Source organism: Planococcus salinus (genome assembly GCF_003719725.1).
GTDB classification, from domain to species: Bacteria; Bacillota; Bacilli; order Bacillales_A; family Planococcaceae; genus Planococcus; species Planococcus salinus.
The window spans coordinates 147687-166505 of sequence record NZ_RIAX01000001.1; the positions used below are offsets into that span (position 1 = coordinate 147687).

An 18819-nucleotide genomic window follows, 5' to 3' on the forward strand; every position below is an offset into this window, starting at 1 on the left:
AGCGAAACGGAAAACAAAGTGAATCGTATAAATTAATGATAAGAAAGGAGGTGGGCCGATGCCGACTTGTAACAGCTGCGGGCGAACATGGAGCTGGAAAGAAGCGATGAAAAGTTCGTTCAGTTTGGATCCAGCCATGAAATGCCCCAAATGCGGTAAGCGCCAGCATTTGACGAAAAAATCGCGGAAGCGGATGATTTGGTTCAATTGGCTGGTGCTGATTCCATTGGCGTTGAATATATTTTTGGATCTGAGTGTCTTTTTCGTGCTCTTTCTGATGCTTGTATTATTTGCGGTGAGCATCAGTTTGATGCCTTTTCACATGGAGTTGACGGAAGAGGAAGAGCCTTTATGGTGAAAAAAGTATTCAAATATTCGGATAATTTAAAGTTTTAATTTCCCAACTTTGGCTTGTATGATATGATATTCAGTACAAATGGGGTGGTTATATGCGAAAAAAGTACAGGGATTTAAAGCGGAAAGGGAACGTCATCGTTTTTCCTACCACGATAAATCGCCTGCTCACAGACGGAATGACTTTTCTGAAAAACGAAAAGTATGAACAAGCCAGAGACAAACTGTACCAGGTGCTGGCGTACGAGCCCGATCACACCGCAGCACTTGGTGCATATTCTTATTGCCTTTACGAACTGGGGGAGTTCGAAGAGGCGCTCGATGTTTGCCGCGAACTGCTGCGCATCGGACCGATTCATTACCTGGAAACAATGGAATTATACATAAGTATTTTAATGCAAGTCCGGCAATATGAAGAAGCGGAGCAGATGATTGAAGCTCTGATAGAAGAAAACGTTCTTCCGGAAGAGCGTTTGGAACAATTTCGTCAACTGAGGGATCTGAACGAACAGATTGTCGCCAATGCGTCCATCGAAACTGTGGATTCCACGATGTATCAATTGGAGGAATTTTTGTCTTTATCCCCGCTCGAGCAGGAGTGGCTGATTATGGATTTGCCGCCAGCTTCCTATAACGCACTGAAAAAGCACCTGCTGGCGATTGTCGGGCACCCCGAAGTGGATCTGCTGACGAAAACATACATATTATTTACGCTTCATCAGGAAAACATCGATGCTGTTGTTGAAGTGGAAAAGTTCCATTACCAGGGGCGCTTCCGTATCTCCGAACTGCCGGATCCTTTATCAAACCCGCGGCTTGAATCGATCAAAAAGCAAATTGAAGAATCATTGTCCAAGGATCCTTCGCGTCTGGAATTGGCGAAAGAGCTGTTTGACCGGCATGTTTATCTGTTTTATCCGTTTCATTGGCCGGATTTTCCGGAAGCTGAAGTGGCCGCCGCCTATATGGATTACCTGGATATGCTGTTCAGCGGTGAAACTTCTGCAGGTGCCAATGAAAGGCTGTTGGAGTTGATCATACAGGCGGAACAATGGTTTGAGATGCGCAATCAGTAGAAATAGTTGAACCTGACGCCATCTATGCTATAATATGGTGGTTGTCAAAAATCGTATAAAGAGAACTTTTCAACTTGGGAGTTCTTGATGCCCGTGTACAACGGGAGAACGTAATATGACTTTGCAGAAAATGTTTGGAGGGCTAATAAATGTCAGCAAAATGGGAAAAACAAGAAGGTAACACAGGAACACTTACAGTAGAAGTGCCTGCTGAAGAAGTCAATGCAGGACTGGACAAAGCGTTCAAAAAAGTCGTCAAGGAAATAAACGTACCTGGTTTCCGTAAAGGGAAAATGCCTCGTCAAATGTTCGAAAAACGTTTTGGCGTAGAATCTCTTTACCAGGATGCACTGGATTTCATCTTGCCGGATGCATACGCAAACGCTGTCGAAGAAGCGGGCATCAACCCGGTTGACCGTCCTGAAATCGACATTGAGACGTTGGAAAAGAACCAGCCGCTTGTGTTTACTGCGAAAGTGACAGTAAAACCGGAAGTCGAGCTTGGCGAGTACAAAGGTCTTGAAGTGACAAAACAAGACACAGAAGTAACAGATGAAGATATCGAAAACCAATTGAAAGAAAGCCAGGAGCGTTTTGCGGAACTGGCTGTCAAAGAAGATGAGGCAATCGTTGAAGGCGACACAGCTGTCATCGACTTTGAAGGATTTGTTGACGGTGAAGCGTTCGAAGGCGGAGCAGGAAACGATTATTCTCTTGAAATCGGTTCGAATTCATTCATTCCAGGATTTGAAGAGCAATTGATCGGTTTGAAAGCCGGAGAAGAAAAAGACGTGGAAGTAACTTTCCCTGAAGAATACCACGCTGCTGAACTTGCAGGAAAAGCTGCGACATTCAAAGTGAAAGTCAACGAAGTCAAAGCGAAAGAACTTCCTGAACTGGACGATGAATTAGCAAAAGAAATCGATCCGGAAGTGGGAAGTGTCGAAGAACTTCGCACAAAATTGAAAGAAAACACAATCGCTGAAAAAGCATCTGCTGCTGATGCGGCACTTCGCGATGAACTTGTCCAAAAAGCGGCTGAAAATGCTACAATCGACATCCCGCATGCTATGATCCATTCAGAAATGGACCGCATGATGCAGGATTTCGAACAGCGTCTGACACAGCAAGGCATGAACCTGGACCTTTACTATCAGTTCTCCGGACAGGACGAAGCAGCTCTTCGCGAGCAGATGCATGGAGATGCTGAAACACGCGTACGTGTATCATTGACACTTGAAGCGATTGCTGAAGCAGAAAACCTGGAAGTGACTCCGGAAGATATCGACAAAGAGCTTGAAAAAATGGCTGGCCAATTCAACATGGATGTGGAACAGATCAAAGCAGCTCTTGGCGGCACAGAAATGCTTGAAAATGATATCCGCATGCAAAACACGGTGGAATTCCTGGTGGAAAACGCCAATATCACGACAGAGGTCAACGACGCCGAAGACGCTGAGTAAACCTTATTCATACAATCCAAGAAAACAAGGTGCGGCAACGCGCCTTGTTTTACTCTACATAGAACATCTGCTACCATACACAGAAGCTGATTTGTTGGAGCAAATCTAAATAGTTGCTACAATAAAGATAATCTTGTAATATAATGGCTTGAATAGGGGTGAATACATTGTTCAAATTCAATGACGAGAAAGAACATCTGAAGTGTTCGTTTTGTGGCAAACCACAAGAACAGGTTCGTAAACTGGTCGCAGGACCGGGTGTATATATTTGTGATGAATGTATTGAGCTGTGTACGGAAATCGTAGAAGAAGAGCTTGGTACAGAAGAAGAAGTGGAATTCCATGAAGTTCCAAAACCAAAAGAAATTCTGGACATTCTGAACGGCTATGTAATCGGGCAGGACAAAGCGAAAAAATCGCTGGCAGTTGCTGTGTACAACCATTACAAGCGCGTAAATTCAAACAGCAAGATCGACGACGTCGAGTTGTCCAAATCCAATATCGTATTAATCGGGCCGACAGGAAGCGGGAAAACCTTGCTTGCTCAAACTTTGGCCCGTATTCTGAATGTTCCGTTTGCCATTGCGGACGCCACTTCATTGACTGAAGCCGGTTATGTAGGCGAAGACGTGGAAAACATTCTGCTTAAATTGATCCAGGCGGCGGATTACGATGTGGAACGTGCGGAAAAAGGCATTATCTATATCGATGAAATCGATAAAGTTGCCCGCAAATCCGAAAATCCATCCATCACCCGTGACGTATCAGGGGAAGGCGTGCAGCAGGCACTTCTGAAAATCCTGGAAGGCACTACAGCCAGCGTTCCACCGCAAGGCGGACGTAAGCACCCTCACCAGGAATTCATCCAAATCGATACAACCAATGTGTTGTTTATCGTTGGTGGAGCCTTTGACGGAGTAGACCAGATCATCAAACGCCGTCTAGGCAATAAGATCATTGGTTTCGGCGCAGATCCGAACAAAGAAGAAGTGGATGAAAAATCATTGCTCAGCCAGCTGATTCCGGAAGACTTGCTGAAATTCGGCTTAATCCCTGAATTTATCGGCCGTTTGCCTGTCTTGGCGAGCCTTGAGCAATTGGATGAAAATGCACTTGTTCAGATTTTGACTGAACCGAAAAACGCATTGATCAAGCAATACCAAAAAATGATGGAGCTTGACGATGTTACATTGACGTTTGAAGACGAAGCGTTGACAGAGATTGCTAAATTAGCGATTGAACGCAAAACGGGAGCACGCGGACTGCGTTCCATCATTGAAAATACCATGCTGGAAGTGATGTTCGACTTGCCTTCACGTGAGGATATCGTTGAATGTGTCATCACTGCTGAAACAATCACTGATAACGTACAGCCGAAACTCATTTTAGAAGATGGTACGGTATACGACAAAGACAATAACGAAAGAACATCCGCTTAAGATCGATTCCAGGCACCAGGCAAACCTGGCTGCGGGGAGACATCAATCGGACTTTCATGGGCAAGATCCTTTGCCTGTTGAAGTGAACCCATACAGGATGATACGGGCTGACTCTGATCGTGCACATCCGCGCGTTCAGAAGTCAGCCTTCTTTCGTTAAAAAGGTAGAATTAGGAAAATAATTTCGGAGGTGGCTTTTTTTATGGCTAAGAAGAAAACAACAAAACGGGTGCCATTACTGCCATTGCGGGGACTCCTTGTTTTTCCGACGATGGTATTGCATATCGACGTCGGCCGGGAACGGTCGATTGCTGCCCTGGAGCAGGCGCTGCTGGAAGACAACCTCGTTTTTCTGGCGACTCAAAAAGACATGAGTGTGGAGCAGCCGGAACAAGACGATTTGCAGAAAATCGGTACGCTTGCCTACGTTAAGAAAATGCTGAAGCTGCCGAACGGCACATTCCGTGTACTGGTGGAAGGGCTGGAACGCGGGCAGTGGGACCATTATGAAGATGAGGAAACCTACACCGTCGTGGATGTGACTTCATTTCCTGATGAGACAGAAAAAGATGCCGAACAGGATGCGTTGATGCGCATTTTACTTGAGCATTTCGAAAAGTACTCGAAGAGCTCAAAAAAAGTGACGACTGAAACCTATAACACAGTGGCGGATATTGAAGAGCCGGGCCGTTTAGCGGACACAGTGGCTTCTCACTTGCCGTTGAAGCTCGCCGGAAAACAGGAAGTGCTGGAAACGTTTGATGTCAGCAAGCGTCTGGAAATGCTGATTGCACGCCTTCACAATGAGCAGGAAGTGCTCGATATTGAAAAGCGCATCAACCAGCGTGTGAAAAAAGCGATGGAGCAGACGCAAAAAGAATTTTATTTGCGCGAGCAGATGAAAGCGATTCAGACCGAACTCGGTGACAAAGACGGGAAATCCGCTGAAGTCGTCGATCTGAAGAAGCGCATTGAAGAAGCCGATATGCCGGAATCGACGGAAAAGGTTGCTTTGAAAGAATTGGACCGTTATGAAAAATTGCCGGCAGCGGCAGCGGAAAGCGGCATTATCCGCAACTATATCGAATGGCTTGTGACGATTCCATGGTCGGAAGCGACAAAAGACCGGTTGGACATCAAATACGCGGAAGAAGTTTTGAACCGTGACCATGACGGCCTGGAAAGCGTCAAAGAACGGGTGCTTGAATATTTGGCAGTCCAGCAGATGACGAATTCATTGCGCGGACCGATTTTATGCCTTGTTGGTCCTCCAGGCGTCGGGAAGACCTCCCTTGCAAAATCAATCGCCGAATCGCTGGACCGCAACTTTGTCCGTGCGTCGCTTGGCGGCGTCCGGGACGAATCGGAAATCCGCGGCCATCGCCGGACCTATGTCGGTGCCATGCCGGGGCGAATCATTCAAGGGATGAAAAAAGCGGGCACGGTCAATCCGGTGTTCCTGCTTGATGAAATCGACAAGATGTCCAACGACTTCCGTGGAGATCCGTCATCAGCGATGCTGGAAGTGCTGGATCCGGAGCAGAACAATTCGTTCAGCGATCATTACATTGAAGAGAATTACGATCTATCGAATGTCCTGTTCATTGCAACAGCCAACGACTTGAGCACCATTCCAGGACCGCTGCGCGATCGTATGGAAGTGATTTCGATTGCAGGCTATACGGAACAGGAAAAGCAGATGATCGCGAAAAACCATTTGGCTCCGAAACAATTGGAAGAGCATGGTTTGTCTGCGGAACAATTGCAATTTACGGAAGACGCGCTGCTGACAATCGTCCGCTATTACACCCGCGAGGCGGGAGTCCGTGGACTTGAACGGCAAATTGCATCAATTTGCCGGAAAGTGACCAAACAGATTATCGGGGAAGAACTGGAGCAAGTGACTGTGACACCTGATAAAGTCGAAGAATATCTGGGCAAACGCAAATTCCGTTACGGCATGGCCGAAAGTGTCAATCAAATCGGTGTCGCGACAGGACTGGCCTACACCAGTGTCGGAGGCGATACGCTTCAAATCGAAGTATCGCTGTCACCGGGCAAAGGCAAACTGCAGCTGACCGGGAAACTTGGAGATGTCATGAAAGAATCAGCACAGACAGCTCTGTCATTTGTCAGAGCACGTGCTGAATCGCTTGGCATTGATCCGAACTTCCATGAATCGCATGATATCCATATTCACGTTCCGGAAGGCGCCGTTCCAAAAGACGGCCCTTCCGCCGGCATCACCATTGCCACAGCGCTGGTATCATCGTTATCAAGGCGCCCGATCCGCCGTGAAGTCGGCATGACCGGAGAAATCACTTTACGTGGCCGTGTGCTGCCGATCGGCGGCGTCAAAGAGAAAACTTTGAGTGCCCACCGTGCCGGTCTGAAAACGATCATCCTGCCAAGTGACAACGAGCGTGATTTGGAAGACATTCCGGAAACCATCCGTGAAGAATTGACGTTCAAGCTTGTTTCCGAAGCGGACGAAGCTTTGGAAATCGCCTTGGAAGGAGCAGACAAATGATTGTAAACAACGTGGAACTAGTCATCAGCGCCGTCCGGCCGGACCAATATCCGGAAGGCGGCTTGCCTGAGTTCGCATTGGCCGGACGTTCCAATGTAGGCAAATCGTCGTTCATCAATAAAATGATCGGCCGCAAAAGCATGGCGCGCATTTCCTCGAAACCGGGGAAGACGCAGACACTGAATTTCTATAAAATCGAAGACAAATTGTTTTATGTCGACGTGCCGGGCTATGGCTATGCGAAAGTGTCCAAATCGGAACGCGAAGCGTGGGGCAAAATGATCGAGCGCTACATCACGGAGCGCGAAGAATTGCGCGCAGTGATTCAGATTGTTGACCTCCGCCATCCACCGAGCAAAGACGATATCGCAATGTACGACTTCATGAAGCATTATGAACTTCCGTGCATCATCATCGCCACCAAAGCTGACAAAATCCCGAAAGGCAAATGGGAAAAGCACAAAAAAATTGTCCGCGAGACGCTGGACATGGAAAAAGGTGACCCGTTGATCGTTTTTTCATCCGAAACCGGACTCGGCAAAGACGCAGCGTGGAAAGAAATTGAAAGCAGAATGTAAGGGGAGGAAGCGCGGCTGATGGGGCCGCGCTTTTTTTTATGTAATTTTTCGAGGGGAATTGTGCTTTCTGCAAATAAACTTCGGGATTCTGCAAACAACATAAAGAATTCCGCAAACAACCACCAATTTTCCGCAAGCAACGCAGTAAATTCCGCAAACAAAGCTTGTCAATGGAAATGAAACGGAAGAATACAAAGCCGGACCGGCAAGGCTCTTTGCAAAACGCAGCTGTCGTTAAAGAGAGCCGATCAAAATTTTGCCTTATAAAGCAACCTCTTTGCCGGAAAATTCTTTTATTATCCCGATTGTGCAATTTCCTTGTGATAGAAGATTCGCTTTGCTAAACTTACATTAGAATTATTCCAAATAAGTGTTTTTCATGGCTTGTTCACAAATTCAAAGGCTTATGTGCCATGAATAGTGGTATACTTTTATAGAGGAAATATTGAACGTGAAAGGTGTTTTGGACCCATGCATACATTAGTAGTCGGGGTGAACTACCGCTCTGCCCCAGTGGAGATCCGCGAAAAACTGTCGTTTATCGAAGCGGAGCTTCCGCAGGCGATGCAGGCATTAAAAGAGCAAAAAAGCATATTGGAGGATGTCATCGTATCGACGTGCAACCGGACGGAGATCTATGCGGTGGTCGACCAGCTTCACACAGGACGCTACTATGTGAAGCAATTTCTGGCGGACTATTTTGGCATGCCGCAGGAATCCTTTTCCCAGTACTTATTCATCCATGAAAAAGATGAAGCGGTTGAACATTTATTCCGCGTGACAGCGGGCATCGATTCGATGGTACTGGGCGAAACGCAGATTCTTGGCCAAGTCAAAAGCAGCTTCCTGGCCGGACAGGAGCACGGTACAACAGGTACGGTGTTCAACCAGCTGTTCAAGCAGGCTGTGACACTTGCCAAAAAAGCGCATTCGGAAACGGCAATCGGCGAGAACGCGGTGTCTGTTTCGTATGCGGCAGTAGAGCTCGGCAAAAAGATTTTCGGTTCTTTGAAAAACAAGCATGTTGTCATTCTGGGTGCCGGCAAGATGGGCGAATTGGCCATCAAAAACCTGCAGGGCAGCGGCGCCAACAAAATCACTGTCATCAACCGCACATTTGAGAAAGCGGAAGTGTTGGCAGAAAGTTTCGGCGGACAGGCAAAACCGATGAATCAACTGCAATGTGCATTGCTGGAAGCGGATATTCTGATTTCTTCCACGGCCGCCACGAATTACGTGATCGATCTGGAACTGATGCAGTTTGTGGAAAAACTGCGCAAAGGCAAACCATTGTTCCTGGTCGACATTGCTGTACCGCGCGATATGGATCCGCAAATCGGCGATCTGGAAAATGTGTTCTTATATGATATCGATGATATGCAGGGAATCGTCGAAGCGAATCTGGCTGAACGCGAACGTGCAGCTGAACAGATTGTGGCAATGATTAATCAGGAGACCGTCCAGTTCAACGACTGGTTGACGACTCTGGGTGTGGTTCCGGTCATTTCGGCACTGCGTCAAAAAGCGCTCGGCATACAGGCCGAGACGATGGCCAGCATCGAGAACAAAATGCCGGACCTTACAGACCGTGAGAAAAAGATTCTCAACAAACATACAAAATCGATCATCAACCAATTGTTGAAAGATCCGATTTTGCAGGCGAAAGAATTGGCAGGTTCGCCAAAATCACGTGAACAACTGGAGTTGTTCCAGCAGATTTTCGGGATTGAAGAAGAAGCGCAGGCAGAAGCCGAAAAACAGATGAGCTCTGCAAAAGCGAATGCTGGAAAACAGGCGGCGCAGACAAAACAACAGAAGCAAGAAGTTCCCGGCTATTCATTTTAATCGTTCTGACAGAGGCGTTTTCGAATCTATATGTTAAAATGTAGATGCGGAAGCGCCTTTAATTTTGGAAATGAAGGGGAATAGGATGGCTGATATAACGATGGCAAGGCTGCATGAAGCTATGGTTGTACTATACGCTGTCAGCCTTGTTTTTTATTTTATTGATTATTTATATAAAGAGAAAAGGGCCAGCCGGATCGCGATGTCCCTGCTCGGTGTCGTATGGCTGATGCAGACTGTCTTTCTGGTGTTTTATATACTGGAAACGAGACGTTTTCCGATCCTGACGTTGTTTGAAGGGATTTACTTTTATGCCTGGCTGCTTGTCACTCTGTCAATCGTGCTGCGCATATTCTACCGCTTTGACTTTGCGGTATTTTTCATCAACATCATCGGCTTTATTTTTATGACCATCCATACATTTGCCCCGGTGCAGATCGAGCGTTCACCGGTCGGGGAAACGCTCGTTTCGGAATTATTGTTCATACATATCACGTTTGCGATTTTGTCGTATGTTGCCTTTTCGGTGTCATTCGTTTTTTCGGCATTGCACGTGATTTTGTACAGGCTCCTCAAACGGAAAAAATGGACCCGGCAATGGAGCAGCCTGCCGTCACTCGGACAGGCGCAGCTTGGAATGACCATCTCCATACTGACGGGCATTCCGTTGTTGTTTATTTCACTCGTCCTCGGACTGCAGTGGGCGTACACCACCCTGTCGCAATTTTCGCTGCTGGACATGAAGATTGTCGGCTCGTTCGTTCTGCTGGTTGTCTACAGTGTGATTTTATACCGCCACCGCAGAGGTTCGTTGAACGGCATGTCCTATGCCATGGCGCACGGCTATGCGTTTTTGCTGCTGCTCGTCAATTTCTTTTTGGGAAGCCGTTTATCTGATTTTCATTTTTGGTATTAAAGAAAGGTAGGATTCATTTTGAGAAAAATTATTGTAGGTTCGAGAAGAAGCAAGCTTGCGTTGACACAAACCAATCAGTTTATCGACAAGATGAAAGCGGCAGGCGCGCCGTTTGAATTCGAAATAAAAGAAATCGTCACGAAAGGCGACCGCATTGTGGATGTCACGTTGTCAAAAGTCGGCGGCAAAGGCTTGTTCGTCAAAGAAATTGAACAGGCGCTGCGTGATGAAGAAATCGATTTCGCCGTCCACAGTATGAAAGACATGCCGTCGGTCCTTCCGGAAGGGTTTGTTATCGGCTGTATCCCGGAACGCGAAGACCCGCGCGATGCATTCATTTCAAACGATCATGTGAAACTTATGGAACTGCCGGTAGGGGCAGTGGTTGGAACGAGCAGCCTGCGCCGCAGTTCACAGCTGCTGATGCTGCGTCCGGACCTTGAAATCCAATGGATCCGCGGCAACATCGACACACGCCTGGCGAAGTTGAAAGACGAGAATTTTGATGCCATCATTTTGGCGGCTGCCGGTTTGAAACGGATGGGCTGGAAAGACGATATCGTCACTGAGTTCCTCGATGTGGATGACTGCCTGCCGGCAATCGGACAAGGTGCCCTGGGTATTGAGTGTCGTGAAGACGATACCGAATTGCTGGAGGAATTGGCAAAAGTCCATGATGAAAAAACGGCGCTTGCTGTGAACGCTGAGCGCAAGTTCCTGAAGGATATGGATGGCAGCTGCCAAGTGCCGATTGCCGGATATGCCACAGTCAACGACAGTGAAATTTCGTTCACCGGATTGATCACTTCACCTGAAGCCGATCAGGTGTACAGAGAATCCATTGTCAGCCGTGACCCGATTGAAGCGGGACGCATTGTAGCAGAAAAAATCAGCGCACAGGGCGGCTATGACTTGATTCAGCGCGTCAAAGCTGAGAGCAATGTATGAGCATGACGCACCGCTGAATGATCGAACCATCGTTTTTACCGGCTCGAACAAACCGCAGGAAGCTGTGAAACTGGTCGGGCGATTGGGCGGCAAAGCCATCTATTTGCCGCTGATCGAAACCTCGTTATGCGACAGCGAGCAGCCGGATTTCAAAGCTTATGACTGGCTGATCTTCACCAGCCGCAACAGTGCAGAAGCGTTCGGCCAATTAGCTGAAAATGTTTCGGCACGCATTGCGGCAGTCGGCGACAAAACAGCTGAAACCCTTAAACAATATGGGTACGAGATTGATTTTAAGCCGACTGTTTTCAGTGCGGACCGGTTTGTGGAAGAATTCCCCGCGGTTGCCGGAAACGCGCGCTGTTTGTTTGTCAGAGGTTCATTGGCCAAAGACACCATCACCTCCATGCCTTTGGAAGTGGATGAGTGGACAGTGTATGAAACCTTGCTGAAACTCGATAACGCGAAAAAGCTTATTGCCATGAAAAATTGCATCGTCATCTTTGCCAGTCCTTCCGCGGTAGCGGCTTATTGCCAGGCGGGAGGCAACTGGGAGGGAATCCGGGTGGCGGCGATCGGACACGTCACAGAGCATGCGATTGTCCGAAACGGCGGCCACGTCGACTGGATTCCGGAACGATACACCTATCTGGATGTAATAAACGAAATAGCGAAAGGAAGTTAACCGAATGACTGATTTACAATTCAATCGCCACCGCCGTCTGCGCGGTTCGGCCAATTTGCGGGCAATGGTCCGCGAAACCAGCTTGCATAAAGAAGATTTTATCTACCCGATTTTCGTGGTGGAAGGAGAAAACGTCAAAGAAGAAATTTCGTCGATGCCCGGCGTTTATCATTATTCCCTCGACAATCTGGGTGCAGAACTGGATGAAGTAGTGGAGCTCGGCATTCCTTCCGTCATCTTGTTCGGCGTGCCGAATGAAAAAGACGCGGTCGGTTCTCAAGCTTATCATGATCACGGGATCACGCAGGAAGCGATCCGTTTTGCCAAAGAACGCCATCCGGATCTTGTGGTCATTGCAGATACGTGCCTGTGCCAATACACGGACCACGGCCATTGCGGCGTCATCGAAAACGGCGTTATCCTGAATGACGAGACATTGGATCTATTGGCCCGTACGGCTGTGTCCCAGGCGAAAGCAGGGGCAGATATTATCGCACCATCAAATATGATGGACGGCTTTGTGGCAGCGATCCGTTTCGGTCTTGACCAGGCAGGCTTCCATAACATTCCGATCATGTCCTATGCCGTGAAATATTCATCCGCCTATTACGGCCCGTTCCGTGAAGCGGCGCACTCAACGCCTCAGTTCGGCGACCGCAAAACTTATCAGATGGATCCGGCCAATCGCCTGGAAGCATTGCGTGAAGCGGCTTCTGACATTGAAGAAGGTGCGGATTACCTGATCGTTAAACCGGCATTGTCGTATCTGGACATCGTGCGTGAAGTCCGCGACAATTACGACTTGCCGATTGTGGCCTACAATGTGTCCGGCGAATATGCGATGGTCAAAGCAGCCGCATTAAACGGCTGGGTGGACGAAAAGCAGATTGTTCTGGAAACCTTATTGAGCATGAAGCGCGCTGGAGCGGACATCATCTTAACTTATCATGCAAAAGACGCAGCACGCTGGTTGGAGGGGAAATAAATGGCTTACGAAAATTCGAATGCAGCATTCACAGAAGCGAAAAAATTGATGCCCGGCGGCGTTAACAGCCCCGTCCGCGCGTTCAAATCGGTCAATATGGATCCGATTTTCATGTCTTCTGGCAGTGGTGCCACCATCACCGATATCGACGGCAATACGTATATCGACTATGTTCTGTCTTGGGGGCCGCTGATTTTGGGGCATGCCCAACCGGACGTTGTCAAAGCGATCCAGGAAGTGGCGGTTTCCGGCACTTCATTCGGAGCGCCGACATTGATCGAAAACGAATTGGCGAAAATCGTCATGGAACGAGTGCCTTCCATTGAAATGGTGCGCATGGTTTCATCTGGTACAGAAGCGACGATGAGTGCCCTTCGTGTGGCGCGCGGCTATACCGGCCGCAATAAAATCCTGAAATTTGAAGGCTGCTACCACGGCCACGGCGACAGCCTGCTGATCAAAGCGGGATCCGGCGTCGCGACACTCGGCTTGCCGGACTCACCGGGCGTTCCGGAATCGGTGGCGCGCAATACCATAACGGTGCCGTATAATGATCTGGAAAGTGTGCGCCACGTATTCCAGGAATACGGTGACGATTTGGCAGCAGTCATCGTGGAGCCGGTTGCCGGCAATATGGGTGTTGTGCCTCCAAAAGAAGGGTTTTTGCAGGAACTGCGCAATCTGACACACGAAAACGGCACAATCTTGATCTTTGATGAAGTGATGACCGGGTTCCGCGTCGGCTATACCTGTGCACAGGGCCATTTCGGCATCACACCGGACATGACATGTCTCGGAAAAGTGATCGGCGGCGGCCTGCCGGTAGGAGCATTCGGCGGCAAACGTGAAATCATGCAGCAAGTCGCACCGAGCGGATCGATTTACCAGGCCGGCACGCTGTCGGGCAATCCGCTGGCAATGACGGCCGGATATGAAACGCTGTCCCGCCTGACGGAAGAATCCTATGAGACATTCGTTAAACGCGGCGACCAGTTGGAGCAGGGGTTCCGCGAAGCGGCGGAAAAATACAACATCCCGCACACGATCAACCGTGCCGGTTCGATGATCGGTTTCTTTTTCACGAATGAAGAAGTGGTCGATTTCGCGTCCGCGCAAACATCGGATACGCAATTATTCGCTGAGTATTATCGCTTGATGGCAGAGCAGGGCATATTCCTGCCGCCTTCCCAGTTTGAAGGCATGTTCCTGTCGACTGCCCACACAGAAGCGCATATCGCCAAAACGGTGGAAGCATTCCATGCTGTTTTTGCACAACTTGCACGCTGATTAAGATGAAGAAGCGCCGAAAAAGCTGGAATCCCAGTTTTTTCGGCTTTTTTATTGCCGTAAAACGGCCGAGTGATCATAGAATGGCTTGTATGATCATTGAGAGGCGATGACTGCTCATAGGACCACATCTACTGCCCATGACAGGCCGAAAACCGCTCACAGCAGAGTCCATCCGGCTTCACAGGTTAAATAAATTCTGCGCGCGGTTAATTTTTCGTGTAAAATAGTAACTACTTATTTCGTCTCACGAAAGTTGGAACGCCATGTATATTCTATTACGAACTGCATTGATCGCTGTGTCGGCAGGGTTTCTTTTCGAACGGCTCGGCATGTTCCTGCCGTGGCTGCTCGGACCCTTGCTGGCGCTTTTGCTGCTGAACCAGTTTACTTCCCTGGAATTCCGCTGGCCGAATACTCTTCGCATTATCGGGCTGCTGGTGCTTGGCATGCAGATGGGGTCTTCTTTTACACGGGATTCCGTACTGCTGATGTGGGTCGACTTGCCTTATATGGCGTTCATGTCGGTGGCGGTGGTGACGATGGCGCTGCTGTTGGGGTTCCTGTTCCGGAAAATGGCCAACGAGAGTCTGGCGACAAGCCTGCTGGGTTCGATGCCGGGTGGCTTGTCGCAGATGGTGTTGATTTCGGAGGAAGTGAAAACCGCCAATATGACGGTTGTGTCGATGATGCAGACCATCCGGATTTTCCTGGTCGTCACGACGATTCCTTTTTTCACGACCTTTCTTTCTGGAAGAAGTGCTTCCGAAATCGAAGAGACCTTTTTTTCGTTTTCGCCGCTTCATTTCGGCGTCGCTTTTGTGTTGGGTGCAGCCATTTACGCGGGAATGAAACGCGTCCATTTTCCGGCCGCGGAAATGCTGGCGCCGATACTCGTACTGGCGATTGTGCAGACGTTTACAGGCGAACAGCTGGTCAATCTGCCGCCGCTGCTGATCAACGGCGCCCAGGTGCTGGTTGGTGCCCACCTCGGCCTGCAGATGCAGGATCTGCGGGAGAAACTAAATGTCCGGCTGGCGTCCGCCATTCTGGTCAATAATTTTCTGCTCATCGGATTTACGGCAATTCTTGCGTATATATTAGTAAACTGGCTGCCGGCGTATTTGTTTCTAGATTTCTTTTTGAGCGCGGCACCGGGCGGTATGGCGGAAATGACCATTACGGCGCTGGAAACAGGTGGCGATGTGGCGTTGATCACGAGCTTCCAATTGTTTCGGCTGTTTTTTGTGCTGCTGATTGCAGCCCCGGCGGTTGCTTATATTGTGAAAAAACTTGACGCTAAAACGGCAAATTGAGTACAATAGATTCAACCATATACCATTGCGTTGAAGAGGATAGTAGGATGTATGTGCATTTCAGAGAGGAAGCCGTTTGGTGGGAGGTTTTCATGGACAGCATTTGAATGTCACCTCGGAGCAGTTTCCGTGAATCGAGTAGCGGAGACCGGATGCGAAATCCGTTATCGAACTTGAGAGCCGGGCTTATTTGGGCCTGTGTATAAAGGTGGTACCGCGAACAACTCCTTCGTCCTTTAAGACGACAGGAGTTTTTTTATTGTGCGGGTTCTGTTAAAAGGGAGAGCTGATATTCCGCAAAACAGCTGCGCTTGCCGCGGGCTCGCGTCCAAGCCTCCTCAGTCGCTTCGCTCCCTGTGGGGTCTCGGCCGTCTCGCTTTCCCGCAGGCGTCGCAGCTGTTTTGCTCCATATCTTAGCTACTTCTTAGATGAAAGAGCGGAAGGCGGCGACTCCAGCGGGAACAGCACGAGCTGGAGCCACTGGACTGAGCGTAGCGAGGGAAGCGGCAGAAGCCGTGCCCGCGGAAAGCGTCCGCCTGGAGCGATTTCATCCGACTACAATTCATTAGTTCAACTTATATAGTACATAATAATTAAGGAGGAATTTCAATGACTGAACAAACGCAAATGCCGACTAAGTATGACCCACAGACGGTTGAGAAAGGCCGTTATGACTGGTGGGTGGATGGAAAATTTTTCGAGGCCCAGCCGACGAGTGACAAAACACCTTATACCATCGTGATTCCGCCGCCGAACGTGACAGGGAGGCTGCACCTTGGCCACGCCTGGGATACGACGCTGCAGGATATTCTGACCCGCATGAAACGGATGCAGGGATACGATGCATTGTGGCTTCCGGGAATGGACCATGCCGGAATCGCGACACAGGCGAAAGTGGAAGGCAAGCTGAAAGAAGAAGGGCGTTCACGCTATGATTTAGGGCGCGAGGCGTTTTTGGAGGAATCGTGGAAATGGAAAGAGGAATATGCCGGCCATATCCGCCAGCAATGGTCGAAGCTTGGCCTGGGGCTTGATTATTCCCGTGAGCGCTTTACGATGGATGAAGGCCTGTCAAAAGCGGTGCGCGAAGTGTTCGTGAAACTGTATGAGAAAAAGCTCATCTACCGCGGCAAATACATCATCAACTGGGATCCGGCAACAAAAACGGCGATCTCGGATATCGAAGTAATCTATAAAGATGTACAGGGCGCATTCTATCATATGCGCTACCCGCTCACGGACGGCAGCGGCCATATCGAAATCGCTACGACCCGTCCGGAAACGATGCTCGGGGATACGGCGGTCGCGGTTCATCCGAAAGACGAACGCTACCAGCACCTGATCGGCAAAACGGTGACGCTGCCGATCATCGGCCGCGAAATGGAAATTGTAGCGGACGATTATGTGGATATGGAATTCGGCAGCGGCGCAGTGAAAATCACGCCTGCACACGACCCGAATGACTTTGAAATCGGTAACCGCCATAACCTGGAGCGCGTCCTGATCATGAACGAAGACGGCACGATGAATGAAAATGCCGGAAAATATGAAGGCATGGACCGTTTCGAATGCCGCAAACAAATCATCAAAGACTTGCAGGACATGGATGTTTTATTCAAAATTGAAGAGCATTTGCATTCGGTCGGGCATTCCGAGCGCAGCGGGGCAGTGGTTGAGCCGTATTTGTCGACGCAATGGTTTGTCGACATGCAGCCTTTGGCGGCAAAATCCGTCCAGGCCCAAAAAGACGAAACGGGCGTCAATTTCGTCCCAGAACGCTTTGAGAAAACGTATCTGCACTGGATGGAAAACATCCGTGACTGGTGCATTTCGCGTCAATTGTGGTGGGGTCATCAGATTCCGGCCTGGTACCACAACGAAACAGGCGAAATTTACGTAGGCCATGAAGCACCTGCAGATGCGGAAAACTGGACGCAGGATGAAGACGTACTCGATACGTGGTTCTCATCTGCGTTGTGGCCATTTTCGACGCTTGGCTGGCCGGAAGACAGCGAAGAGCTGAAGCGGTATTACCCGACAGACGCACTTGTGACGGGCTACGATATCATTAATTTCTGGGTGTCCCGGATGATTTTCCAAGGTCTCGAATTCACCGGCGAAAGACCCTTCAAAGACGTCCTGATCCATGGTCTCGTGCGCGACGCGGAAGGCCGTAAAATGTCGAAATCACTCGGCAATGGCGTCGACCCGATGGACGTGATCGAGGAATACGGAGCGGATTCGCTGCGCTATTTCCTGGCAACGGCATCAAGTCCGGGACAGGACCTTCGTTTCTCGATGGAAAAAGTCGAAAGCGTCTGGAATTTTGCCAATAAAATCTGGAACGCGTCACGCTTTGCCTTGATGAACATGGAAGGCATGACTTACGATCAAATCGACCTTTCCGGCAAACGTTCAGTTGCCGATTCATGGATTTTGACCCGTTTAAATGAGACAATCGAACAAGTGACGACGCTCGCCGAGAAATACGAATTCGGGGAAGTGGGCCGCCAGCTCTATAACTTCATCTGGGATGATTTCTGTGACTGGTACATCGAAATGGCGAAATTGCCGTTGTACGGGGAAGACGAAGATGCGAAGAAAATGACGCGTTCCGTTCTTGCTTACGTGCTCGATCACACGATGCGCCTATTGCATCCGTTCATGCCGTTCATCACAGAGGAAATCTGGCAGAACCTGCCGCACCAGGGCGAGTCGATTACGGTTGCCGCCTGGCCGCAAGTGGATGACAGCCTGTCGAACGAAGGTGAATCGGAAAGCATGAAGCTGCTGGTCGACATCATCCGTGCCGTCCGCACAATTCGTGCGGAAGTGCAGTCGCCGATGAGCAAAAAAGTGCCGTTGACAATTTCAGCGAAAGACGAAAACGTCCACGCCATTCTGGAATCGAACGCAGCCTATATCGAACGTTTCTGCAATCCGGAAACATTGACGATTGGCCAAAACATCGAAGCACCGGAAAAATCGATGTCCGCTGTAGTATCCGGCGCTGAATTGTTCATGCCGCTTGAAGGCTTGATCGACGTGGAAGCGGAACTGGCGCGTTTGAACAAAGAACTCGACAAATGGGCGAAAGAAGTGAAGCTCGTACAAGGCAAACTGTCGAACGAACGCTTTGTGTCCAAAGCACCGGAAGCGGTTGTTGCCGAAGAACGTGCGAAACAAGCCGATTACCTGGAAAAGCACGCGACGGTTGAAAAGCGTATTGAAGAATTGAAGAATTTGTAAGAACAGAAAACCCCGCTTTCCATTATTGGAAGGCGGGGTTTTTCTTGTTGAAAATCGATATTCCGCAAAACAGCTCCGCTTTCCTGCGGGCTTGCGCTGAACTAACTCGGGCTAGACGCCCGAGTGGATTTCAGCACTTCATCGCAAA

14 protein-coding genes and 1 other annotated feature are annotated in these 18819 nt (G+C 49.2%); all 14 genes read left to right on the forward strand.

The features are described 5' to 3' along the window. The first annotated feature begins 58 nt into the window (after positions 1-58). The 14 genes from EEX84_RS00715 (at position 59) to EEX84_RS00780 (ending at position 18671) form a co-directional block, all read left to right on the forward strand. Positions 59-358: a TIGR04104 family putative zinc finger protein gene (locus EEX84_RS00715; protein WP_123163658.1), complete on the forward strand. Its 300-nt coding sequence runs from the start codon at positions 59-61 to the stop codon at positions 356-358. 91 nt (positions 359-449) lie between these two features. Next, positions 450-1430, forward strand: a complete 981-nt coding sequence (locus EEX84_RS00720; RefSeq protein ID WP_123163659.1) for a DUF3196 family protein — start codon at positions 450-452, stop codon at positions 1428-1430. A 149-nt stretch (positions 1431-1579) separates the two neighbouring features. Beyond that, complete coding sequence (gene tig / locus EEX84_RS00725) at positions 1580-2893, forward strand: trigger factor (RefSeq protein WP_123163660.1); 1314 nt, start codon at positions 1580-1582, stop codon at positions 2891-2893. A 167-nt stretch (positions 2894-3060) separates the two neighbouring features. Then, on the forward strand, positions 3061-4332 hold the full coding sequence (gene clpX / locus EEX84_RS00730) for an ATP-dependent protease ATP-binding subunit ClpX (protein ID WP_123163661.1): 1272 nt from the start codon (positions 3061-3063) through the stop codon (positions 4330-4332). 202 nt (positions 4333-4534) lie between these two features. Continuing rightward, a complete protein-coding gene (lon, locus tag EEX84_RS00735) occupies positions 4535-6862 on the forward strand; it encodes an endopeptidase La (RefSeq protein ID WP_123163662.1) in 2328 nt (775 codons plus the stop codon). Next, positions 6859-7440 (forward strand): ribosome biogenesis GTP-binding protein YihA/YsxC, encoded by a 582-nt coding sequence (gene yihA, locus EEX84_RS00740; protein ID WP_123163663.1) that lies wholly within the window; start codon positions 6859-6861, stop codon positions 7438-7440. The genes lon and yihA overlap by 4 nt, the downstream gene beginning before the upstream one ends. 471 nt (positions 7441-7911) lie before the next feature. Then, entirely contained in the window at positions 7912-9285 is a 1374-nt protein-coding gene (hemA, locus tag EEX84_RS00745; RefSeq protein WP_123163664.1) for a glutamyl-tRNA reductase, read from the forward strand. Positions 9286-9370: 85 nt separating this feature from the next. Beyond that, positions 9371-10201 carry a cytochrome c biogenesis protein CcsA gene (gene ccsA / locus EEX84_RS00750; RefSeq protein ID WP_123163665.1) on the forward strand — a complete coding sequence of 277 codons (831 nt, stop codon included), beginning with the start codon at positions 9371-9373 and terminating at the stop codon, positions 10199-10201. A gap of 18 nt (positions 10202-10219) precedes the next feature. Continuing rightward, a complete protein-coding gene (gene hemC / locus EEX84_RS00755) occupies positions 10220-11149 on the forward strand; it encodes a hydroxymethylbilane synthase (RefSeq protein WP_123163666.1) in 930 nt (309 codons plus the stop codon). Beyond that, positions 11142-11834, forward strand: coding sequence for a uroporphyrinogen-III synthase (locus EEX84_RS00760; RefSeq protein ID WP_123163667.1), 693 nt, complete (start codon positions 11142-11144; stop codon positions 11832-11834). The genes hemC and EEX84_RS00760 overlap by 8 nt, the downstream gene beginning before the upstream one ends. 4 nt (positions 11835-11838) lie before the next feature. Next, positions 11839-12819 (forward strand): porphobilinogen synthase, encoded by a 981-nt coding sequence (gene hemB, locus EEX84_RS00765; RefSeq protein WP_123163668.1) that lies wholly within the window; start codon positions 11839-11841, stop codon positions 12817-12819. After that, positions 12820-14106: a glutamate-1-semialdehyde 2,1-aminomutase gene (hemL, locus tag EEX84_RS00770; protein WP_123163669.1), complete on the forward strand. Its 1287-nt coding sequence runs from the start codon at positions 12820-12822 to the stop codon at positions 14104-14106. A gap of 266 nt (positions 14107-14372) precedes the next feature. Then, positions 14373-15422: an AbrB family transcriptional regulator gene (locus EEX84_RS00775; protein ID WP_123163670.1), complete on the forward strand. Its 1050-nt coding sequence runs from the start codon at positions 14373-14375 to the stop codon at positions 15420-15422. Positions 15423-15443: 21 nt separating this feature from the next. Beyond that, positions 15444-15662, forward strand: a binding site (T-box leader). Positions 15663-16031: 369 nt separating this feature from the next. Then, complete coding sequence (locus EEX84_RS00780) at positions 16032-18671, forward strand: valine--tRNA ligase (RefSeq protein WP_123163671.1); 2640 nt, start codon at positions 16032-16034, stop codon at positions 18669-18671. The last annotated feature ends 148 nt before the right edge of the window (positions 18672-18819 follow it).